Origin of the sequence: Sulfitobacter pacificus (assembly GCF_030159975.1) — a bacterium.
Lineage (GTDB): Bacteria > Pseudomonadota > Alphaproteobacteria > Rhodobacterales > Rhodobacteraceae > Sulfitobacter > Sulfitobacter pacificus.
In genome coordinates this window covers 874,149-890,521 of sequence record NZ_BSNL01000001.1, presented here as the reverse complement: position 1 = coordinate 890,521, position 16,373 = coordinate 874,149, and the positions used below count along the sequence as shown (strand labels likewise).

Here is a 16,373-nt window from a genome sequence, read left to right as displayed (position 1 = left end):
TGACTTAGCTCTGATAATATTAACTACTGTTTCCATCTACTGGGGTAATTCATATCAATTCGTGCACAAGCGCCCGATACAGGCCGTCATTGCTGCGAGGGCCGCATTCCCGATGCGGGACACCTTGCCGTTCGTCTGGCAGTTAGAATGCTGCGCACAGATCATAAAACCATTACAGCCCCCGGATACCTCCAGATTGCCACCCCCATTTCGGGGATGATGCACAAGGGCACAAAGCCCGGCGACCCAATCACGCAATAAGCGTGATAACCAACAAGGAGACACCAATGAGGAAACTACTTTTATCCAGTGCCGCACTGATGGCGATGGGGGGCACTGCGATGGCTGCTTGTCCTCATGTCACCGTCGCGGACCCGATGGGCGTGGCCCCCGGCGCATTCCCGCAGCAATATGAGCTGGCAGAATTCCAGAGTGCCGCCAATTGCACGATGGAAATGTCAGAAAACCCCGACATCGCCGCGATGAATGCCAAGATCCGCGGCAATCCCGAGATGCCTGCCCTGGCGGATCGTCTGCCCAGTGAACCGCTGGTTGTTGCCCCTTACGAGATGATTGGCAAATACGGCGGCATGTTCAACGCTCTGTCCAATGCCACAGAGGCCGGCACCTCCGACTTTATGTCTGTGCGCCACGTGAACCTTGTGCGCTATGCGGATGATCTGACAACCATCGTGCCCAATGTTGCAAAAAGCTGGTCATGGAATGAGGATTTCACACAGCTGACCTTTATGCTGCGCGAAGGGCATAAGTGGTCCGATGGCCAGCCCTTCACCGCCGAAGACGTTGAATTCTGGTACGAAAACCTTGCCCTTGATCCCAAAGTGATCGAAAGCCCCAAGGATTACGTTCTGGCAGGCGGTGAACCGATGACGGTCGACGTCATTGACCCGCTGACCGTGCGGTTCAACATGCCTGTGCCAAAACCCGGTTTCCTTGCGCATTTTGCCAACCACTATGCCCAGGGTTTCCAGCCCAAGCATTTCCTTGGTCAGTACCACCCCGCCATCAACCCCGAGGCGGATACGCTGGCGCAATCGCTTGGTTTTGAAGACGGCTATGCGCTGGTCAAAGCCTACTACGGGTCTTCGGACTGGATGGACACGCCAACCCCGATGCTGGCCCATCCTGATAAGGTGGCTAACCTGCCGCTTGATGCGGCCCCCACACTGGAAAGCCACATCGTCACGTCAGAAACGACCGAAGGGCGCACATTTGTTGCAAACCCCTATTACTTCAAGGTCGATACGGCAGGGAACCAACTGCCCTATATCAACGAGATGGACGAGATTTTCGTCGGCGAAAGCGAAGTGCGCCTGCTGAAGCTGGTCAATGGCGAAGTGGATTACAAAGCACAGGCTTTGCAGATCGACTATGTCCCACTGCTGATGGAGAATCAGGAAAAGGCCGGCTTTGTTGTCGATCTGAAACCTGACATCACCATGCCGACAATCGCCTTCAATGTGACCTCGGAAGACCTTGAAAAGCGCAAGGTGTTTGGCGATCTGAAGTTCCGTCAGGCGATGTCGGTTGCGATGAACCGCGACGAGATCAATGAGGTTGCGATGTTCGGTCTTGGCGCACCCCAGCAATATGTCGGCTTCTCACCCACCCCTGATTTTGTGGATCCCAAATGGGAACAGCATTTCGCACAGTATGATCCAGAGCTGGCGAAATCCCTGCTGGATGAAATCGGTGTGGTCGACAAAGACGGCGACGGCATGCGCGAATTGCCAAATGGCGATCCGCTGGTGCTGAACCTTCAGGTTGCCACGCAAGGCATCTCGATCAAGATTGTTGAACTGGTCGGCCAGACATGGCGCGATGTGGGCATCAACAACACGGTGAAAGAGGTGACGTCGGATGAATATCGTTCGTCGCAATCTTCAAACCAGCTTGATGTGACACTGTGGGAGAAATCTGTGCCGCTGGCGGTTGTCCTTGGCAATGGGGAAATCTTCATTCCGCCTTATGACAACTATTTCAACATGCGCACCGCGATGCTGTGGGGCGAATGGGTGGACAGCGACGGCGCATCCGGTGTCGAACCACCGGAATATGCCAAGCAGATGATGGAAGACGTCAAGGCGTTTCAGGCCGCACAGGTCGGCACACCTGAATCCGATGCCGCCGGTCAAAGACTGGTTGAGACGATGACCAGCAACCTGTTGTTCATCGGTACGGTGAAAGAGCAAAAGCCGATCTACCGCAATGCCGCGATGAAGAATGTGCCGGAGTTCAAAACCGCGTCTTACGCCTACTACAGGACTTACCCTTACCGTCCGGCGCAGTGGTTCCTGGACGAGTAAGCACAGCCTGACTTGATAAAACATGTTGCGGGCCGGAGTGTTGGCCCGCAGCACACCAACTAAAAAAACGCGCCCGAAACAGGGCGCATCTGCTGCGGGGGCGCAATTAGGGATGGTTCAGTTTTTACGGTTTGCGGGCATTCGCGCGGTCCTTGCCTTTTTCACGCTTTGCCTTGTTTCCTTTATCGTATTTTCACTGATGGAGCTGGTGCCCGGCGATTGCGCCGAACGCTACCTCGCTTTCAAAAACTCGCAGGGCGCGCAGATTTCTGTCGCGGATATCGAAGCCGAACGCATCCGCCTAGGCCTTGACCGCCCGTTCTTTGAGCGCTGGGTGAAATGGATATTCGGGGCCTTTCAGGGTGAGTTTGGCGACAGTTGTATCCTGCGCCTGAACATCAACCAGTTACTGGGTCAGAAAGTATGGTTGAGCATCGGCATCTGCCTTGGCTCCCTGTTTCTTGCCTATCTCATCGCAATCCCGGTCGGCATCATCGCGGCAACATCGCGCAACCCGTTTCTGAACAACGGTCTGCGGCTGGTCAGCTACCTTGGTCTGGCCTTGCCGAACTTTCTGCTGGCGCTGATGATCATGCTGTTTTCCACCGTCTTTTTCGGCAACAGCCTGACCGGTCTGTTTTCCCCGGAGTTTCGGGATGCGCCATGGGATTGGCCCAGGATCAAGGATTTCCTCAGCCATGTCTGGCTGCCCGTGTTTATCCTTGGCTGGTCCGCAACCGCCTTTGCGATCCAAACTGTACGCGCCCTGATGTCGGATGAGATCAGCAAGCTTTACGTCACCGCCGCAGCCGCGCGCGGCGTCTCGGGGCGGCGCTTGTTGCTGCGCTATCCCGCCCGCCATGCGCTGAGCCCGATCATCAATTCACTGGGGTTTGATCTGAACCGTATCTTCAACGAATTGCCGATTGTCGCCCTGATCCTGACCCTGACCGAAGCGGGTTCCCTGCTGATCGAAGCCCTTGCCCGGTCCAACGACCAACAGCTGGCCGGTGCGATCATCTTTTTCCTCACCGCCAGCATCGTGGCCATCAACTTTATCACCGACATCACGCTGGCCCTTGTCGACCCCCGCATCCGCCGCAGCATATTGGGATAAAGAGATGACAGAGACAAATATCTACGACGCTGCCGTCGATCAAACCGCAAAAGACGCATATTTCACCGCCGGTCAGGGACAGCTGATCTGGGCCCGTTTCAAGAAACAAAAGGCCGCGATGGTCGGGGCCTGGGTTCTGGTGATCCTGATCCTGTCAGGGATATTCGCATCCTTCCTGACCCCTTACGATCCAACCATTGCCGGACGGGACAAGGATTATCTGAACGGTGCGCCCACCATCCCGCAATTTTGCGATGACAACGGATGTTCCCTGCGCCCGTTTGTCTATGCGCTGGAACGGGAACGTTCTGCGAAAACCAACTTTCGTTGGGTCACAACCGTTAACACGGACAAGCGTCAGTACGTACAATTCTTCGTGGAAGGGTCTGAATACGAACTTTTTTTCATGACCTTCAACACCCATCTGTTTGGCTTGGACGAGGGGTATATCCATCTGTTCGGCACGGATTCCACCGGCAAGGATATCTTTTCGCGCACCTTTCATGCGATCAATACCTCGCTGGCGGTCGGCACCATCGGCGTGCTGATCGCCTTTGTGCTGGCGTTGATCATTGGCGGCATATCGGGGTTCTACGGCGGTTGGGTCGACTCTTTTATTCAAATGGTCACCGATGCGGTGCGCACCATTCCGCCGATCCCACTATTCATGGCCTTGGCCGCCTTCATCCCCGACACGTGGAGCGCGGAAGAAAGGTTTTTCTTTATCTCGATCATTCTTGGCTTTATCGGCTGGCCCACCCTTGCCCGCCGCGTGCGCACACATCTGCTGACCGAACGCACTCAGGAATATGTGCTGGCCGCACAGCTTTGCGGGGCCTCATCAGGCCATGTGATCCGTAAACATCTGCTGCCCAGTTTCACCAGCTATATCATCGTCGATCTGGTGATTTCCTTTCCTTATATGGTGCTGTCGGAAACCGCGCTCAGCTTTATCGGGCTGGGGTTGAAGGACCCGGTGAATTCGCTGGGCGTGATGTTGCAAAACGTCACCAGCGCGGATGTTCTGTTGAATTATCAATGGTATTTCATTCCCGTGCTGTTTTTCATTGTGCTTGTCATGGCCTTTGTTTTTGTCGGTGACGGGTTGCGCGACGCCGCTGACCCCTACGGAGACACCAAGAAATGAGCCGGCTGATTGACGTCGAAAACCTGACCCTGCAATTTGACACGGACGAGGGGCGCATCACCGCGGTGGATGATGTGTCTTTCAGCCTTGAGGCGGGCGAGGTGATGGGGCTGGTTGGGGAGTCCGGGTCGGGCAAATCCGTGACTGCCAAATCACTGATGAAGCTGAACCCGCGCAATGCGGTTTATGGGCCGGATACCAAGATCACCCTGCATCTTGATGACGGGCCTGTCGATGTGATGTCCCTGCAAAACGACACCGAAATGAAGATTGTGCGCGGCGGGGCGATTTCGCTGATTTTTCAGGAGCCAATGGCCAGCTTTGCGCCTGCGATTTCAATCGGGGAACAAATGGTGGAGCAATTGATGATTCACACCAGTTTCTCCAAGGCGCAGGCCAAGGAAGTCTCGGTTGAAATGTTGGACCGGGTTGGCATTTCTGACCCTTCGACTCGCTTTGGCCAATATGCCTTTGAACTCTCGGGCGGCATGCGGCAGCGGGCGATGATTGCCATGGCCCTGTCCACCAAGCCAAGGTTGCTGATTGCGGATGAACCGACAACAGCGCTGGATGTCACCATTCAGGCGCAGGTGATTGACCTGATGAAAGACCTTGTCAGCGAATTTGGCATGGGCATCATCTTCATCACCCACGACCTTGGGGTGATCGCGCAGACCGCAGATAAGGTGGCGGTGATGTATCTGGGCAAACTGGTCGAACAAGGCACGGTGCGCGACGTGATCCGCCGCCCTGCCCATCCCTATACCCGTGGATTGCTGGCCGCCCTGCCCACGCTCGATGACATTGACGCCCCGTTGACACCGATACCCGGTGACATCCCCTCGCCGCTTGAACGTCCTTCCGGCTGCGTTTATCATACCCGCTGCCAAGAGGTGATGGGCCCACGTTGTGCCGCGGAGGTGCCAAGGTTTAGTCGGGTGGACAGCGATCATGCCGCCGCCTGCCACTTACATGACCCACAAGGGGATGCCTCATGAGCGACAAACCCCTGATCACCGCGCAAAATCTCTCTGTGCATTATCCGCTGCGCGGCAGCCTTCTGGGGCCGAAACCCTATGTCGGGGCGGTTGAAAACGTCAGCATAGAGATAACGCCGGGCAGTTTCTTTGGCCTTGTCGGGGAATCCGGGTCGGGCAAGACCACATTGGGCCGCGCCATGCTGCGCGCTGCACCGATTTCCAAAGGCGATGTGTTGTTTGACGATGGCGAGGTCGCCTATTCCCTGAAAAACCTCGGCAAGAAAGAGCTGAAGGATTACCGCACCCGCGCGCAGCTGATCTTTCAAGACCCTTACGCCGCGCTCAGCCCGCGTATGACCGTGCGCGACATCATTGCAGAACCGCTTGAGGTGATGGGCTTGACCAAATCACGCGCGGAAACCGATGAGCGTGTCCGCGAGATTGCCGCCAAATGCCGGCTGAACGTCGAACATCTGCGCCGCTTCCCACATGCGTTTTCCGGTGGCCAGCGCCAGCGTATTTCGATCGCCCGGGCCCTTGTCTCTGCCCCGAAGTTTATCGTTGCTGATGAAAGCGTTGCTGCCCTTGATGTATCGATTCAGGCGGATGTATTGAACCTGCTCAAGGCCATTCAGCAGGACATGGGCCTGACCTTTCTGTTCATCAGCCATGATTTAAGCGTAGTGGCCCATGTTTGCGATCATGTGGCGGTGATGTATCTGGGACGACTGGTAGAAACCGCCCCGACACGCACGCTGTTTTCAACCCCACGCCATCCCTACACACAGGCCCTGCTCTCGGCGATCCCCTCGCTGGACCCTGATGATCGGGGCAAGGCGCAAAAGCTGGAGGGTGAAATCCCCTCGCCCACCAACCCGCCACCGGGGTGCAAATTCCAGACCCGCTGTCCTATGGCGATTGACCGCTGCCGGGTAGAAGAGCCAGCGCTAGAGAGCGCAGGGCCGGAGCATCACGTTGCCTGTCATCGCTGGAAAGAGCTTGCCGTTTGAGCATCGACATCCTACCCGGCCTTGCAGGGCACATCACTTCCCCGCATATGATGGGGTGATATGCAAAACGACCTTTCCAAGCTTCCGCAGATACAGGCCCTGTTGGAACAGCCCCACATCGCTGAAGTGGTCCAACGCTACAGCCACAGCGAGGCCACAACCGCCCTGCGCCAGATCATTGCAGCGTTGCGGGCGGCTCTGCTGGCGGGGCAGTCTGCCCGTTTTCCCGATTTCACCAGCGTCGAATTCGCCGCGACCCTATCCGCGCAGATTGATGCGACCCGCGCACCGGTCTTCCAGCCGGTCATCAATGCCACAGGCATCCTGATCCATACCAATCTGGGCCGCGCGCGCATGGCATCACAGGCCATCTCGGCAATGCAGGGGATCGGGAGTGCGCCCTCAAACCTTGAACTGGACCTTGCCACAGGGAAACGCGGATCACGCCATAGCCATGTCGAAACTCTGATTTGCGCTTTGACCGGTGCAGAAGCGGCCGTGGTCGTTAACAACTGCGCGGCGGCTGTCCTGCTAAGCCTGATGGCCACGGCGGGCGGGCGCAACGTGGTGGCATCACGTGGCGAGCTGATCGAGATTGGCGGCTCCTTCCGCCTGCCCGATGTGATTGCCCAAAGCGGCGCAACCCTGCGCGAGGTGGGCACCACCAATAAGACGCGGGTTGAAGATTATGCCAGTGCAATTGACGCGGATACCGCTGTTCTGCTGAAAAGCCATACCAGCAATTTCAGGATTGTCGGTTTCACCGCCAGCCCGGACCGGCGCGACCTTGCCAAGCTGGCGGCCGAGCATGATGTAATCCTAATGGAGGATCTGGGCAGCGGTGTGTTGATTGATCTAGCTCCCTACGGATTGCCGGATGAACCTGTGGTCGCGGATATCCTGAAGGCCGGTGTTGATCTGGTGACGTTCTCTGGCGACAAGCTGCTGGGCGGGCCACAGGCCGGGATCATCGCGGGCCGTGCTGATATCGTTGCGCAGCTCAAGGCGCACCCGTTGATGCGGGCATTACGGGTGGACAAGCTGTCGCTGGCCGCGCTTGAGGCAACCCTGCGGCTATACCGCCCTCCGTTTGATCCTGTGAAAACCGTGCCGGTGCTGCAAATGCTGGCCGCCCCTCTGGCGCAGGTCGAAACCCGTGCAAGGTCGCTGGCAGGGTCGCTCGCGGCTTTTGACGGGGTGCAGGTCGCTGTGCATGAAAGCGCCGCCTATGTCGGCGGTGGCAGCCTGCCTGAACAGGCATTGCCCAGTTTCGCAGTTTCGCTGCGCCTGCCCGCCCTGTCTGCAAATGATCTGGCCACAGCGTTGCGCAGGTATCAAACTCCGATAATCGTGCGCATTGAACGGGATCACGTGATGCTGGACATGCGCACGGTCTGGGACGGGGAACTTCCCGCACTCACCGCTGCTATTGAACAGATTTCAACGGGATGAATACCTATTGCATGGTTGTGATCGGCCATGTGGATCATGGCAAGACCGCCCTTGTTCGGGCGTTGACGGGGATCGAGACCGACCGTCTGGCCGAGGAAAAGGCGCGCGGCTTGTCGATCACTGCGGGTTTTGCCCATCACAGCTATCCAAATGGTGTGGTCGATTTTGTCGATGCTCCCGGACACGCGGACTTTATTCAGGCGATGATCACCGGGGCCACCGGGGCACGGGCCGCTTTGGTAGTGATATCTGCAGTGGAAGGGATCGCGGCGCAGACTCTGGAACATCTGGAGGTTGCAGGGCTGCTGGGCATCACGCAGGGCGTCATTGCCGTCACCAAATCGGACATGCTGGCGGCTCCACAGCAAGAGGCACGGCTGGGCGAAATCCGGCAAGGGCTGGCGCAGACCGCTTTTGCCGATGCGCCCCTAGTCCTGTGCTCTGCCCAAAGCGGTACGGGCATTGACACGTTGCATGCGACGATTGAGGCGCTGATTGATGACCCCGCCACCAGTGCCGCCCCTTTGGACAGCTATCTGCCAATTGACCGCGTTTTTTCCCTATCCGGTCTTGGCACCATCGTTACCGGCACATTGCAGGGCCGTGATCTGCACCTTGGCGACAGGGTCACCCTGCAGCCCGATGGCCAACCCGTCACCCTGCGCAGCCTGCAAAGCCGTGGCGAAACCCGCGACCATATTCGGGCCGGTGAAAGGGTGGCGGCAAACCTGCGCGGTGTCGCCGTTGCGGATGTCCCACGCGGCGCGGTGCTCTGTGCGCGGGATGTGGCGCGGCCTTCCACCTGTGTGGACGTGTATTTCCCACCGGACAGAAAGCGGCCCCTCAAGCATATGCAGGAATTGCGGGTGTTCCTTGGTACCCGCAGCGCCGTGGCCAGACTGCGCCTGTTCGGCGGTGGTCAGCTTGGGGTGGCACAGTCCGGTTTTGCGCAGCTGCGGTTCAAGGCTCCGGTGGTCGGGTATGCCGGTCAGCGCATGGTGCTGCGCCGCTTGTCGCCGGCAGAAACCATCGGCGGCGCGGTTGTATTGGACCCGCAGGCAGTGCCCTGTAAATCGCGCGATGCAGCAAGGGTTCAGATATTGCAGGCAGCATTGGCTGGCGATGCAAAAGAGATTGCACGCGCCCTATGCTCTGCGGGTCAAGGTATCTGCGCAGCCGGTGACATTGCCCGCCTGTCACGCCTTGCGCCTGTGGATGTTGAAAGGGTTCTGGGCTCCAGCTTTATCCGCTTAGCGGCAGATGCAATTGCCCCACAGGCAGCTTTGGAGACCAGTAAGGAAAGCATCCTCTCGGCACTTGCAGGCTATCATCAAAGCTACCCGCTGCGCCGCTTTGCCCCGCAGCAGGATGTCCTGCCCCGCAAAATGGCACCGGTGCTGTGCCGCTTTGCGCTGGACGCCTTGCAGACAGGTCAGCAGATTCGGCAACGAAACGGTGAAATTGCGATATTTGATCATGATCCGCTGGCCCGGCTTGATGATACACTGCGGGCCAGAATGGCCGAAGTTGAAATCACCATCGCTCAGGCGGCCCTGACCGGCCCATCCGAGATCACGGCAGATGAAACCGATACGGACCTTCTGGCCCTGTTGATAGACGCGGGCCTTGTGCTGGGCCTGCAGAATGTCGCGCTAAAACAACGTCTGCTGTTTCATAATGACACCCTGCGCAAGGCCGCGGACGATCTGCGCCAGATCTTTCCCGCGCAGCAGGGATTTACCACCGGCGAGGCACGCAGTGCCCTTGGCACCAGCCGCCGGGTCATTGTGCCGGTGCTGGAATATTTTGACAGCATCGGCATAACGGTACGCTACGGCAATCTGCGCCGGATGACTGCAAAGACGGTTCCCCCCGCCGATACGCAGGGATAGGCTGACAGGATCTGGAGGTGACCGGAGTCTGGTGGCTTCCCTGGTCTTCAACACCATGGACGCGCCTTGCGGCGTGTGGTGGGTTCGATTCCCATCCACCTCCGCCAGCGGCTTGAACTGGACATTGCATAGAAATCGGCAACACTGCATTGCAAATGGCAAGGAAACAGAGATGACACATACCAAGCTGACCTTTGCGCTGAACGATCTGGCCGGGCAACACCACAGCTTTCCCTCCGGGCGGACCAGTCTAATCTGCTTTGTCAAAGAGGACTGCGAAACCTGCAATACCGCCGCTCCGGTGCTTGAGGCATTTCACAGGGCCTATGGCAGCAAAGTCGAGGTCATATTGATTGCCCAGTCCGGTGCCCAGAATGCCGTTTTTGCCCAGCGCCACGATCTCTCGATGCCCGTGCTGGATGACACCGCCTGTAAAGCGGCCTTTGACTGGGACATCGAAAGCGTACCATCGGTGTTCTGGCTTGATGCAAATGGCGACAGCCGGACGCATTTTGAAGGGTTTATCCGCACTGATTGGGAAGCTCTTGCCGCTGATCTAAGTGCTGAAACCGCCCTGCCCGCCGCACAGGTCGACTGGGCCAGCCTGCCCGCCTGGCGCCCCGGCTGCGGTTCCAAACACCTTGACCCTTCGGTGTTTGACCGGCTGACAGCAGAGGCCGAGAACAGCCCGATCCGCGCAAGGCGCATCGAAGTGGCCAGCAGTGACGATGTGGCCGAATTCATGTTCGATCAGGGGTTTTCGGATGGCTTGCCATTGGTGCCGCCCACGCCCGAGCGGGTGATGCGCATGTTGTCGGGCACCCGGCGCGATTCACAGGAGGTAGTCGCAACCGTGGCCCCCAACATGGGTGAGGCGACAATCGAAAAGATCGCGATCAATGCGGTGATGGCCGGATGCAAACCGGAATACCTGCCCGTCGTGATCGCCGCCGTCGAAGCGATATGCACCGATGAGTTCAACATACATGGCGTCACGGCAACCACCATGGGCGCGGCCCCGGTGATGGTGGTCAACGGCCCCATCCGCGAAAAAATCGGCATGAATATGAAGCTGGGCGCATTGGGGGCCGGCAACCGTGCAAATGCCACCATCGGGCGGGCGGTGCGCCTTGTGGTGCGCAATATCGGGGGCGCGTCAGCGGGTGGTGTTGAACGCTCCACCCTTGGCAATCCGATGAAGTTCACCATGTGTTTTGCCGAATATGAAGAACGTGCCGGCTGGCCTGCGCTGCATGTGGAACGCGGGTTTCAACCCGAAGATTCCGTGGTCACTGTCTTTGCCATGACCGGTGGGCCTGTGCATATCGTCGATCAAACGTCCCGAGAACCGGATCAGATTGCGGAGTCTCTGGGGCTTGGGCTTGAGGGTGTGTTTTCGCCTAAAATGAAAAACCTGCCGGTGGATGCCCTGCTTGTGGTCTGTCCCGAGCATGTGGATACGTTGATGCGCGCGGGGCTGTACTCCAAAGAGCGGTTGCGCGCCCGCATTCAGGAGGTGACCGCCGTGCCCACTGCGGAATCACGCAGCGACGATACACTGGCGGCACCGGCGGGCAGCAAGGCCGCCGCCACCGTTTCGAAATTCGCCAGCACAGATTTTATTCATATCGTTGTCGCAGGTTCCGAGGCTGGCAAGTTCTCCTCTGCCTTTCACGGCTGGGTCAGCGGCGCGAACGGATCACTTTCAGTTTCCAAGAAGATCGACCTCGGCTAAGCTGATCCCGAGAGGAGGAGTTCAATGGTAACAATTCTGGACCCAACAGACGAACGCACCCCGGTAGAACGCCAGATCACCAAACGATCCGGTGCCCTGTCCGGTGTCATCGGCCTGTTGGACATCAGCAAGCCGCGCGGCGATGTCATGCTGGACGAGCTTGAGAAACTACTGGCCGAAAAGGCACCTGACGTGACCCTGCGTCGGTTTAAAAAGCCAACCTTTACCAAACCTTGCCCGGATGAACTGCGTCACGAAATACGCGATAGCTGTGATCTGGTGCTGGAAGCATTGGCCGACTGAGGTTCCTGTACGACGTGCAGTATGCACGACACAGTCTGGTTTGAAATCCAGGGAATCCCATCGGTTTTTCTCGCCTCCAGCGAGTTTGGCGAAGCCGCCGAAGCGCAAAAGGCAGCGCTTGGCATGAAGGATGCACGTTATATTCTGGTGCCTCATCCGATACAGGATGCCACCGACGATGAAATGCGTATCAAAGCAAGCGAGGCGTTGGAGCAGGTTATTACCGCTTTGACCAGGAACTAGCTTTCGGGCGCGGCAGTGACAGCTGCACAGCCGCGCCCTCTTTGTCAGGACGAACCTCCGCCCTGAAAGTACGAAAACTCCTTTAATTTTAGCAAATTACCGCAAGTTTTGCGTTATGCAAAATGCGCCTAAAATCTTGAACAAAAATAGAACAAATCTCCATTCCGCTTAACTTGCGATTAAGACCCCGCTCCTATGACTTCCCTGCCTCGACTGCCCATCAGGACAGTACGTGGCGGTGCAAATCTAGGGGAATTCTATGCCGGGTAAGGCGCTATTCATCGGTCACAGTCTGGTCGGGCCGGATATGCCCGCCATGTTCAATAGTTTCATGGCTGATCAGGGGTTCGCCATGCGGGCGGATTATCAGATCATCAACGGCGCCCCGCTGATCTGGAACTGGAACAACGGGCATGGGGCTGAGGGTGTGAATGCACGCGATGTGCTTCCCAGCGGTGCCTATGACGCGGTCATTCTGACAGAGGCGATCCCGCTTGACGATCAGATCATGTGGAACGACAGCCAAGGCTACGCCAAACGCTACTTCGATCTGGCCCATAGTGCCAATCCCGACACGCGTTTCTATCTGTATGAAACCTGGCATGAAATCGGCGCAAGTACCTCCGCGTGGCGGGCACAGATTGCCAGCGACCTGTCAAAGTGGGAAGGGATTATCGACCATGTGAATGACAATGCACCCTCTGGCGCGGCAGAGGCGTTTCTTGTTCCGGCTGGTCAGGCCTTTGGCAATCTACACGATGCAATTGAGGCTGGACAGGTGCCCGGCCTCAACAGCATTCGGGACCTGTTTTCCGACAATATTCACCTGAATGAAACCGGCATCTGGTTCGTTTCCGCCCTGCAGGCGGAAGTGGTCGCCGGAGCCGATGCCGCCACCCTGCCGCTGAATACATATTCAGTTTGGGGCACACCCTATGACGGTCCAAGCGCCGCCCTCGCGCAGGCCATGAATACAGTCATTGATCAGACTTTGGCAGAGTATGACCGTGACGGCACCGGCGGCAACAGCGGTGGAAACCCGCCACCCCCCCCACCGCCAGATCCGCAACCTGATCCACAGCCAGACCCGCAACCTGATCCTCAACCGATACCGGACCCGCAACCTACCCCTCAACCGCAACCTCGGCCTGATCCAACACCACCGCCCCCGCCACCGACAAACGGTGGCGGGTCGGACAGGGATATCCCTGTCGGGCTTGGCTTTGGCTTAAGCCATATTGCGGATTACGCACCGGCATCGCCCTTTCTGGATGCTTTCAAATCCTCCCGACCGTTCTTCGGCCATCGCAATGGCCAATGGGGTGGCATGGAAAACGAAGAGCTGGCGGCGCAGGGGCTGTTGGACAGCAATGGCTGGCCCACGGATATTCCTGCTGGCCTCGACAAGATCGGCACATTGATCCTGACCGAATTTCCCGCCGAAATGACCGAAGCGGCGGGCCGCTACCGTGTCACATGGGACGGGCGGGGTGAGCTGGAAATCGGGCTTGCCGCCTATGACGTCACCTATGGGCAGAACGAGGCGTGGTTTTCTTACAGCCCGGATGGGCGCGGGTTGGTTACCCTTGATATTCTGTCCACTGACCCGGCCAACAACGGCAACCACATCCGCAATATTTCCGTGGTTCATGAACAGCATACAGCGGCCTTCGATGCCGGGGCGATGTTCAATCCGAAATGGGTGGACATCATTGAGGACGCCCATGCGCTGCGTTTCATGGATTGGATGAACACCAATGATTCCACCATCGTCTCGCCACGGGACATGCCGCAAAGCGCAGATGCCTCATGGGTCAGCAAAGGTGCACCGCTGGACGTCATGATCCGTCTTGCCAATGAAACCAACACTGATCCCTGGTTCACCCTGCCTCATCTTGCCACACCGCAATATATCCGCGCCTTTGTCAGCGAGGTGCGCGACACGCTTGAGGCGGGTTTGACCCCCTATTTCGAATTCTCGAACGAGGTCTGGAACTGGCAGTTTCAGCAGGCACGGGATGCCGATACTGAGGGTCAGGCACGGTTCCCCGGTGTCGGTTCGGCCTGGGTTCAAAACTATGCCGGTGACGCGGTGACCATGGCCCAGATCATTGACGAGGTGTATGGCGCGGATAATCCCAATGTGGTCAAGGTGATCACCACGCAAACCGGATGGCTGGGGCTGGAAGACGCGATTTTGAACGCACCAGATTGGATTGCCGAAGATCCCGCAGGGCGCGTGGCCCCGTCCAACCACTTTGATGCCTATGCAATCACCGGCTATTTTGACGGCGGGTTGGGCCGGGGTGACAAGGGCAACATGGTATTACGCTGGCTGGACGACAGCCTGTCCCGGGCGCAGGCGGCGGCCAATGCGCAGGGGCTGTCCGGGCGTGCCCACGACGCCTATGTCGAGGCACATCGCTTTGATCACGCAACAACGCTGGCCATTCGCGAGCTGCGCGACGGCTCCGTCAGCGGCGATCCCCAAGGGTCGCTGGCTGATCTGGCGCGGCTCTTTGCCTATCACAAGGAACAGGCGGATGCGGCGGGGCTGGAACTTGTCATGTATGAAGGGGGCACCCATATCGTCGGCGTTGGCGGTTGGCACGGCAATGCGACCCTGACCGAGTTCTTTTCCCATCTCAACTACACCGCCGGTATGGGCCGGTTATATCAAGAGCTGTTTCAAACATGGGTCGATGTCGGTGGCACCCTTTTCAACGCCTATACCGCCGTTGATCGCGCCACAGTTCACGGCAGCTGGGGCCATCTGCGCCACCTTGACGATGACAATCCGCGGATGGACGCAGTGCAGGATTTCCTCGACACCTTTGCCAAGGGCGAGAAAAACAGCCAGGGCTATGTCCCCCCCCCGCCCGACAGCACGCCTGCCGAGGTCCTGAACGGTGACGGCGGTGACAATACATTAAACGGCACCGAAACCGCGGATGAAATTTTCGGGTTTGCCGGTGACGATCTGCTGCGCGGTGGCGGTGGAAATGACCGGCTGGATGGCGGGAGCGGCTGGGACAGCGCAGAGTTCTCTGGCCAACAGGGCAACTATACGCTTAACCTCAGGGACAATGGGATCGTAATCGAAGACCGCCGGTCAGATGGGGATGGCACCGACCTGTTGGTCAACATCGAGGAATTGCTGTTCGCCGACCCATCGCAAAACAACGGCACCACCCGACTTGCCGTGCCTGAATTCACCGGCACCCAGGGGCTGAGTGCGGCGCAAATGGAAAGTTTTATCGAGCTTTACATTGCCTATTTTAACCGGGCACCGGATGCCATCGGGCTTAACTTTTGGGGCACAGCCTTTGCCAATGGTACAAGCCTGCAGGAAATTGCGGAGCTGTTCATCGATCAGCAGGAAACCCGCCAGACCTATCCTGCATCCATGGATGTCGAAAGTTTTGCCACAGCCGTCTATCACAACGTTCTGGGGCGCACTGCGGATGCGGCGGGTTTTAACTTCTGGATCAACGCGCTTGAGACTGGTGCCGTGGCGCGTGGGCAATTCATCCTTGCCCTTTTGGACGGCACAAAAAATCCGCCGCAAACACAAATGTCGGACAGCTTTGCCGCGCAACAACAGGCGGACAGGCAGTTTTTGTCAGATAAAACCGACATCGGTGCCTATTTCTCGGTGCATAGGGGCATGTCAGATGTATCCAATGCACAAACTGCGATGGCCATGTTCGACGGCAGCGCCGCCAGCTTTGATCGTGCCATCGGTATGGTGGACGACCTATTGCAGGGCGGGACAGATGAATTCCTGATGCCGCTGGTCGGTGTGCTGGAAGAACCCGCTTGGTGGTGAGAGGCCCTATGATTGAGGTTCCTCTGCTATTATGAGGGCTTTGCCTTAAATGGCCCGGGGGCCTTTTGGCATTCAGGGCCCCGCGCTTTCGTGCCGCGAATACCGCAAGGGAGATAACCTCCCCCGCGTTTCGCACAGCCGCATGTTTGTTTCCGCAATTTTGACCATTCCCGGCACTGCCACACCGAACGGCAGATCAAGGCGAAAGAATCGCCCGCCCTTTCATGGGGGCAAGAAGAGGGAAAACTGGCCCCCTGCACTGATGGGGTTTGGCCCACTCTGGCTGGCATCGGTCTGCCGCGTTAAATTTGGGCATCGGCGCGGGATCGCGATGCGCC

At 57.9% G+C, this 16,373-nt stretch carries 10 protein-coding genes and 1 tRNA gene; all 11 read left to right on the top strand.

The window, feature by feature from the left end:
- Positions 1-287: 287 nt before the first annotated feature.
- The 11 genes from QQL78_RS04435 (at position 288) to QQL78_RS04385 (ending at position 16,035) form a co-directional block, all read left to right on the top strand.
- Positions 288-2,327, top strand: a complete 2,040-nt coding sequence (locus QQL78_RS04435) for an ABC transporter substrate-binding protein (protein ID WP_284370946.1) — start codon at positions 288-290, stop codon at positions 2,325-2,327.
- 112 nt (positions 2,328-2,439) lie between these two features.
- Complete coding sequence (locus tag QQL78_RS04430) at positions 2,440-3,444, top strand: ABC transporter permease (RefSeq protein ID WP_284370944.1); 1,005 nt, start codon at positions 2,440-2,442, stop codon at positions 3,442-3,444.
- Positions 3,445-3,448: 4 nt separating this feature from the next.
- Positions 3,449-4,591, top strand: a complete 1,143-nt coding sequence (locus tag QQL78_RS04425) for an ABC transporter permease (RefSeq protein WP_284370941.1) — start codon at positions 3,449-3,451, stop codon at positions 4,589-4,591.
- Entirely contained in the window at positions 4,588-5,589 is a 1,002-nt protein-coding gene (locus QQL78_RS04420) for an ABC transporter ATP-binding protein (protein ID WP_284370939.1), read from the top strand. Before QQL78_RS04425 ends, QQL78_RS04420 begins: the two co-directional genes overlap by 4 nt.
- Positions 5,586-6,581 (top strand): ABC transporter ATP-binding protein, encoded by a 996-nt coding sequence (locus tag QQL78_RS04415; RefSeq protein ID WP_284370937.1) that lies wholly within the window; start codon positions 5,586-5,588, stop codon positions 6,579-6,581. The genes QQL78_RS04420 and QQL78_RS04415 overlap by 4 nt, the downstream gene beginning before the upstream one ends.
- Before the next feature lie 60 nt (positions 6,582-6,641).
- The gene (gene selA / locus QQL78_RS04410) at positions 6,642-8,033 is read left to right on the top strand and encodes an L-seryl-tRNA(Sec) selenium transferase (RefSeq protein WP_284370935.1); all 1,392 of its coding nucleotides are present in this window, start codon (positions 6,642-6,644) and stop codon (positions 8,031-8,033) included.
- A complete protein-coding gene (gene selB / locus QQL78_RS04405) occupies positions 8,030-9,925 on the top strand; it encodes a selenocysteine-specific translation elongation factor (RefSeq protein WP_284370933.1) in 1,896 nt (631 codons plus the stop codon). The genes selA and selB overlap by 4 nt, the downstream gene beginning before the upstream one ends.
- Positions 9,926-9,938: 13 nt before the next feature.
- Positions 9,939-10,032: transfer RNA gene (locus tag QQL78_RS04400), tRNA-Sec, on the top strand.
- Between the two features lie 65 nt (positions 10,033-10,097).
- Positions 10,098-11,660 (top strand): TlpA family protein disulfide reductase, encoded by a 1,563-nt coding sequence (locus QQL78_RS04395; RefSeq protein ID WP_284370932.1) that lies wholly within the window; start codon positions 10,098-10,100, stop codon positions 11,658-11,660.
- Between the two features lie 24 nt (positions 11,661-11,684).
- Positions 11,685-12,206, top strand: coding sequence for a UGSC family (seleno)protein (locus tag QQL78_RS04390; protein ID WP_284370931.1), 522 nt, complete (start codon positions 11,685-11,687; stop codon positions 12,204-12,206).
- Positions 12,207-12,465: 259 nt separating this feature from the next.
- Positions 12,466-16,035 (top strand): DUF4214 domain-containing protein, encoded by a 3,570-nt coding sequence (locus QQL78_RS04385; protein WP_284370930.1) that lies wholly within the window; start codon positions 12,466-12,468, stop codon positions 16,033-16,035.
- The last annotated feature ends 338 nt before the right edge of the window (positions 16,036-16,373 follow it).

Excerpts from the sequence above, each read along its gene's own strand:
- QQL78_RS04435 (WP_284370946.1), top strand. The coding sequence starts at position 288 with ATGAGGAAACTACTTTTATCCAGTGCCGCACTGATGGCGATGGGGGGC.
- QQL78_RS04430 (WP_284370944.1), top strand. The coding sequence starts at position 2,440 with ATGGTTCAGTTTTTACGGTTTGCGGGCATTCGCGCGGTCCTTGCCTTT.
- QQL78_RS04425 (WP_284370941.1), top strand. The coding sequence starts at position 3,449 with ATGACAGAGACAAATATCTACGACGCTGCCGTCGATCAAACCGCAAAA.
- QQL78_RS04420 (WP_284370939.1), top strand. The coding sequence starts at position 4,588 with ATGAGCCGGCTGATTGACGTCGAAAACCTGACCCTGCAATTTGACACG.
- QQL78_RS04415 (WP_284370937.1), top strand. The coding sequence starts at position 5,586 with ATGAGCGACAAACCCCTGATCACCGCGCAAAATCTCTCTGTGCATTAT.
- selA (WP_284370935.1), top strand. The coding sequence starts at position 6,642 with ATGCAAAACGACCTTTCCAAGCTTCCGCAGATACAGGCCCTGTTGGAA.
- selB (WP_284370933.1), top strand. The coding sequence starts at position 8,030 with ATGAATACCTATTGCATGGTTGTGATCGGCCATGTGGATCATGGCAAG.
- QQL78_RS04395 (WP_284370932.1), top strand. The coding sequence starts at position 10,098 with ATGACACATACCAAGCTGACCTTTGCGCTGAACGATCTGGCCGGGCAA.
- QQL78_RS04385 (WP_284370930.1), top strand. The coding sequence starts at position 12,466 with ATGCCGGGTAAGGCGCTATTCATCGGTCACAGTCTGGTCGGGCCGGAT.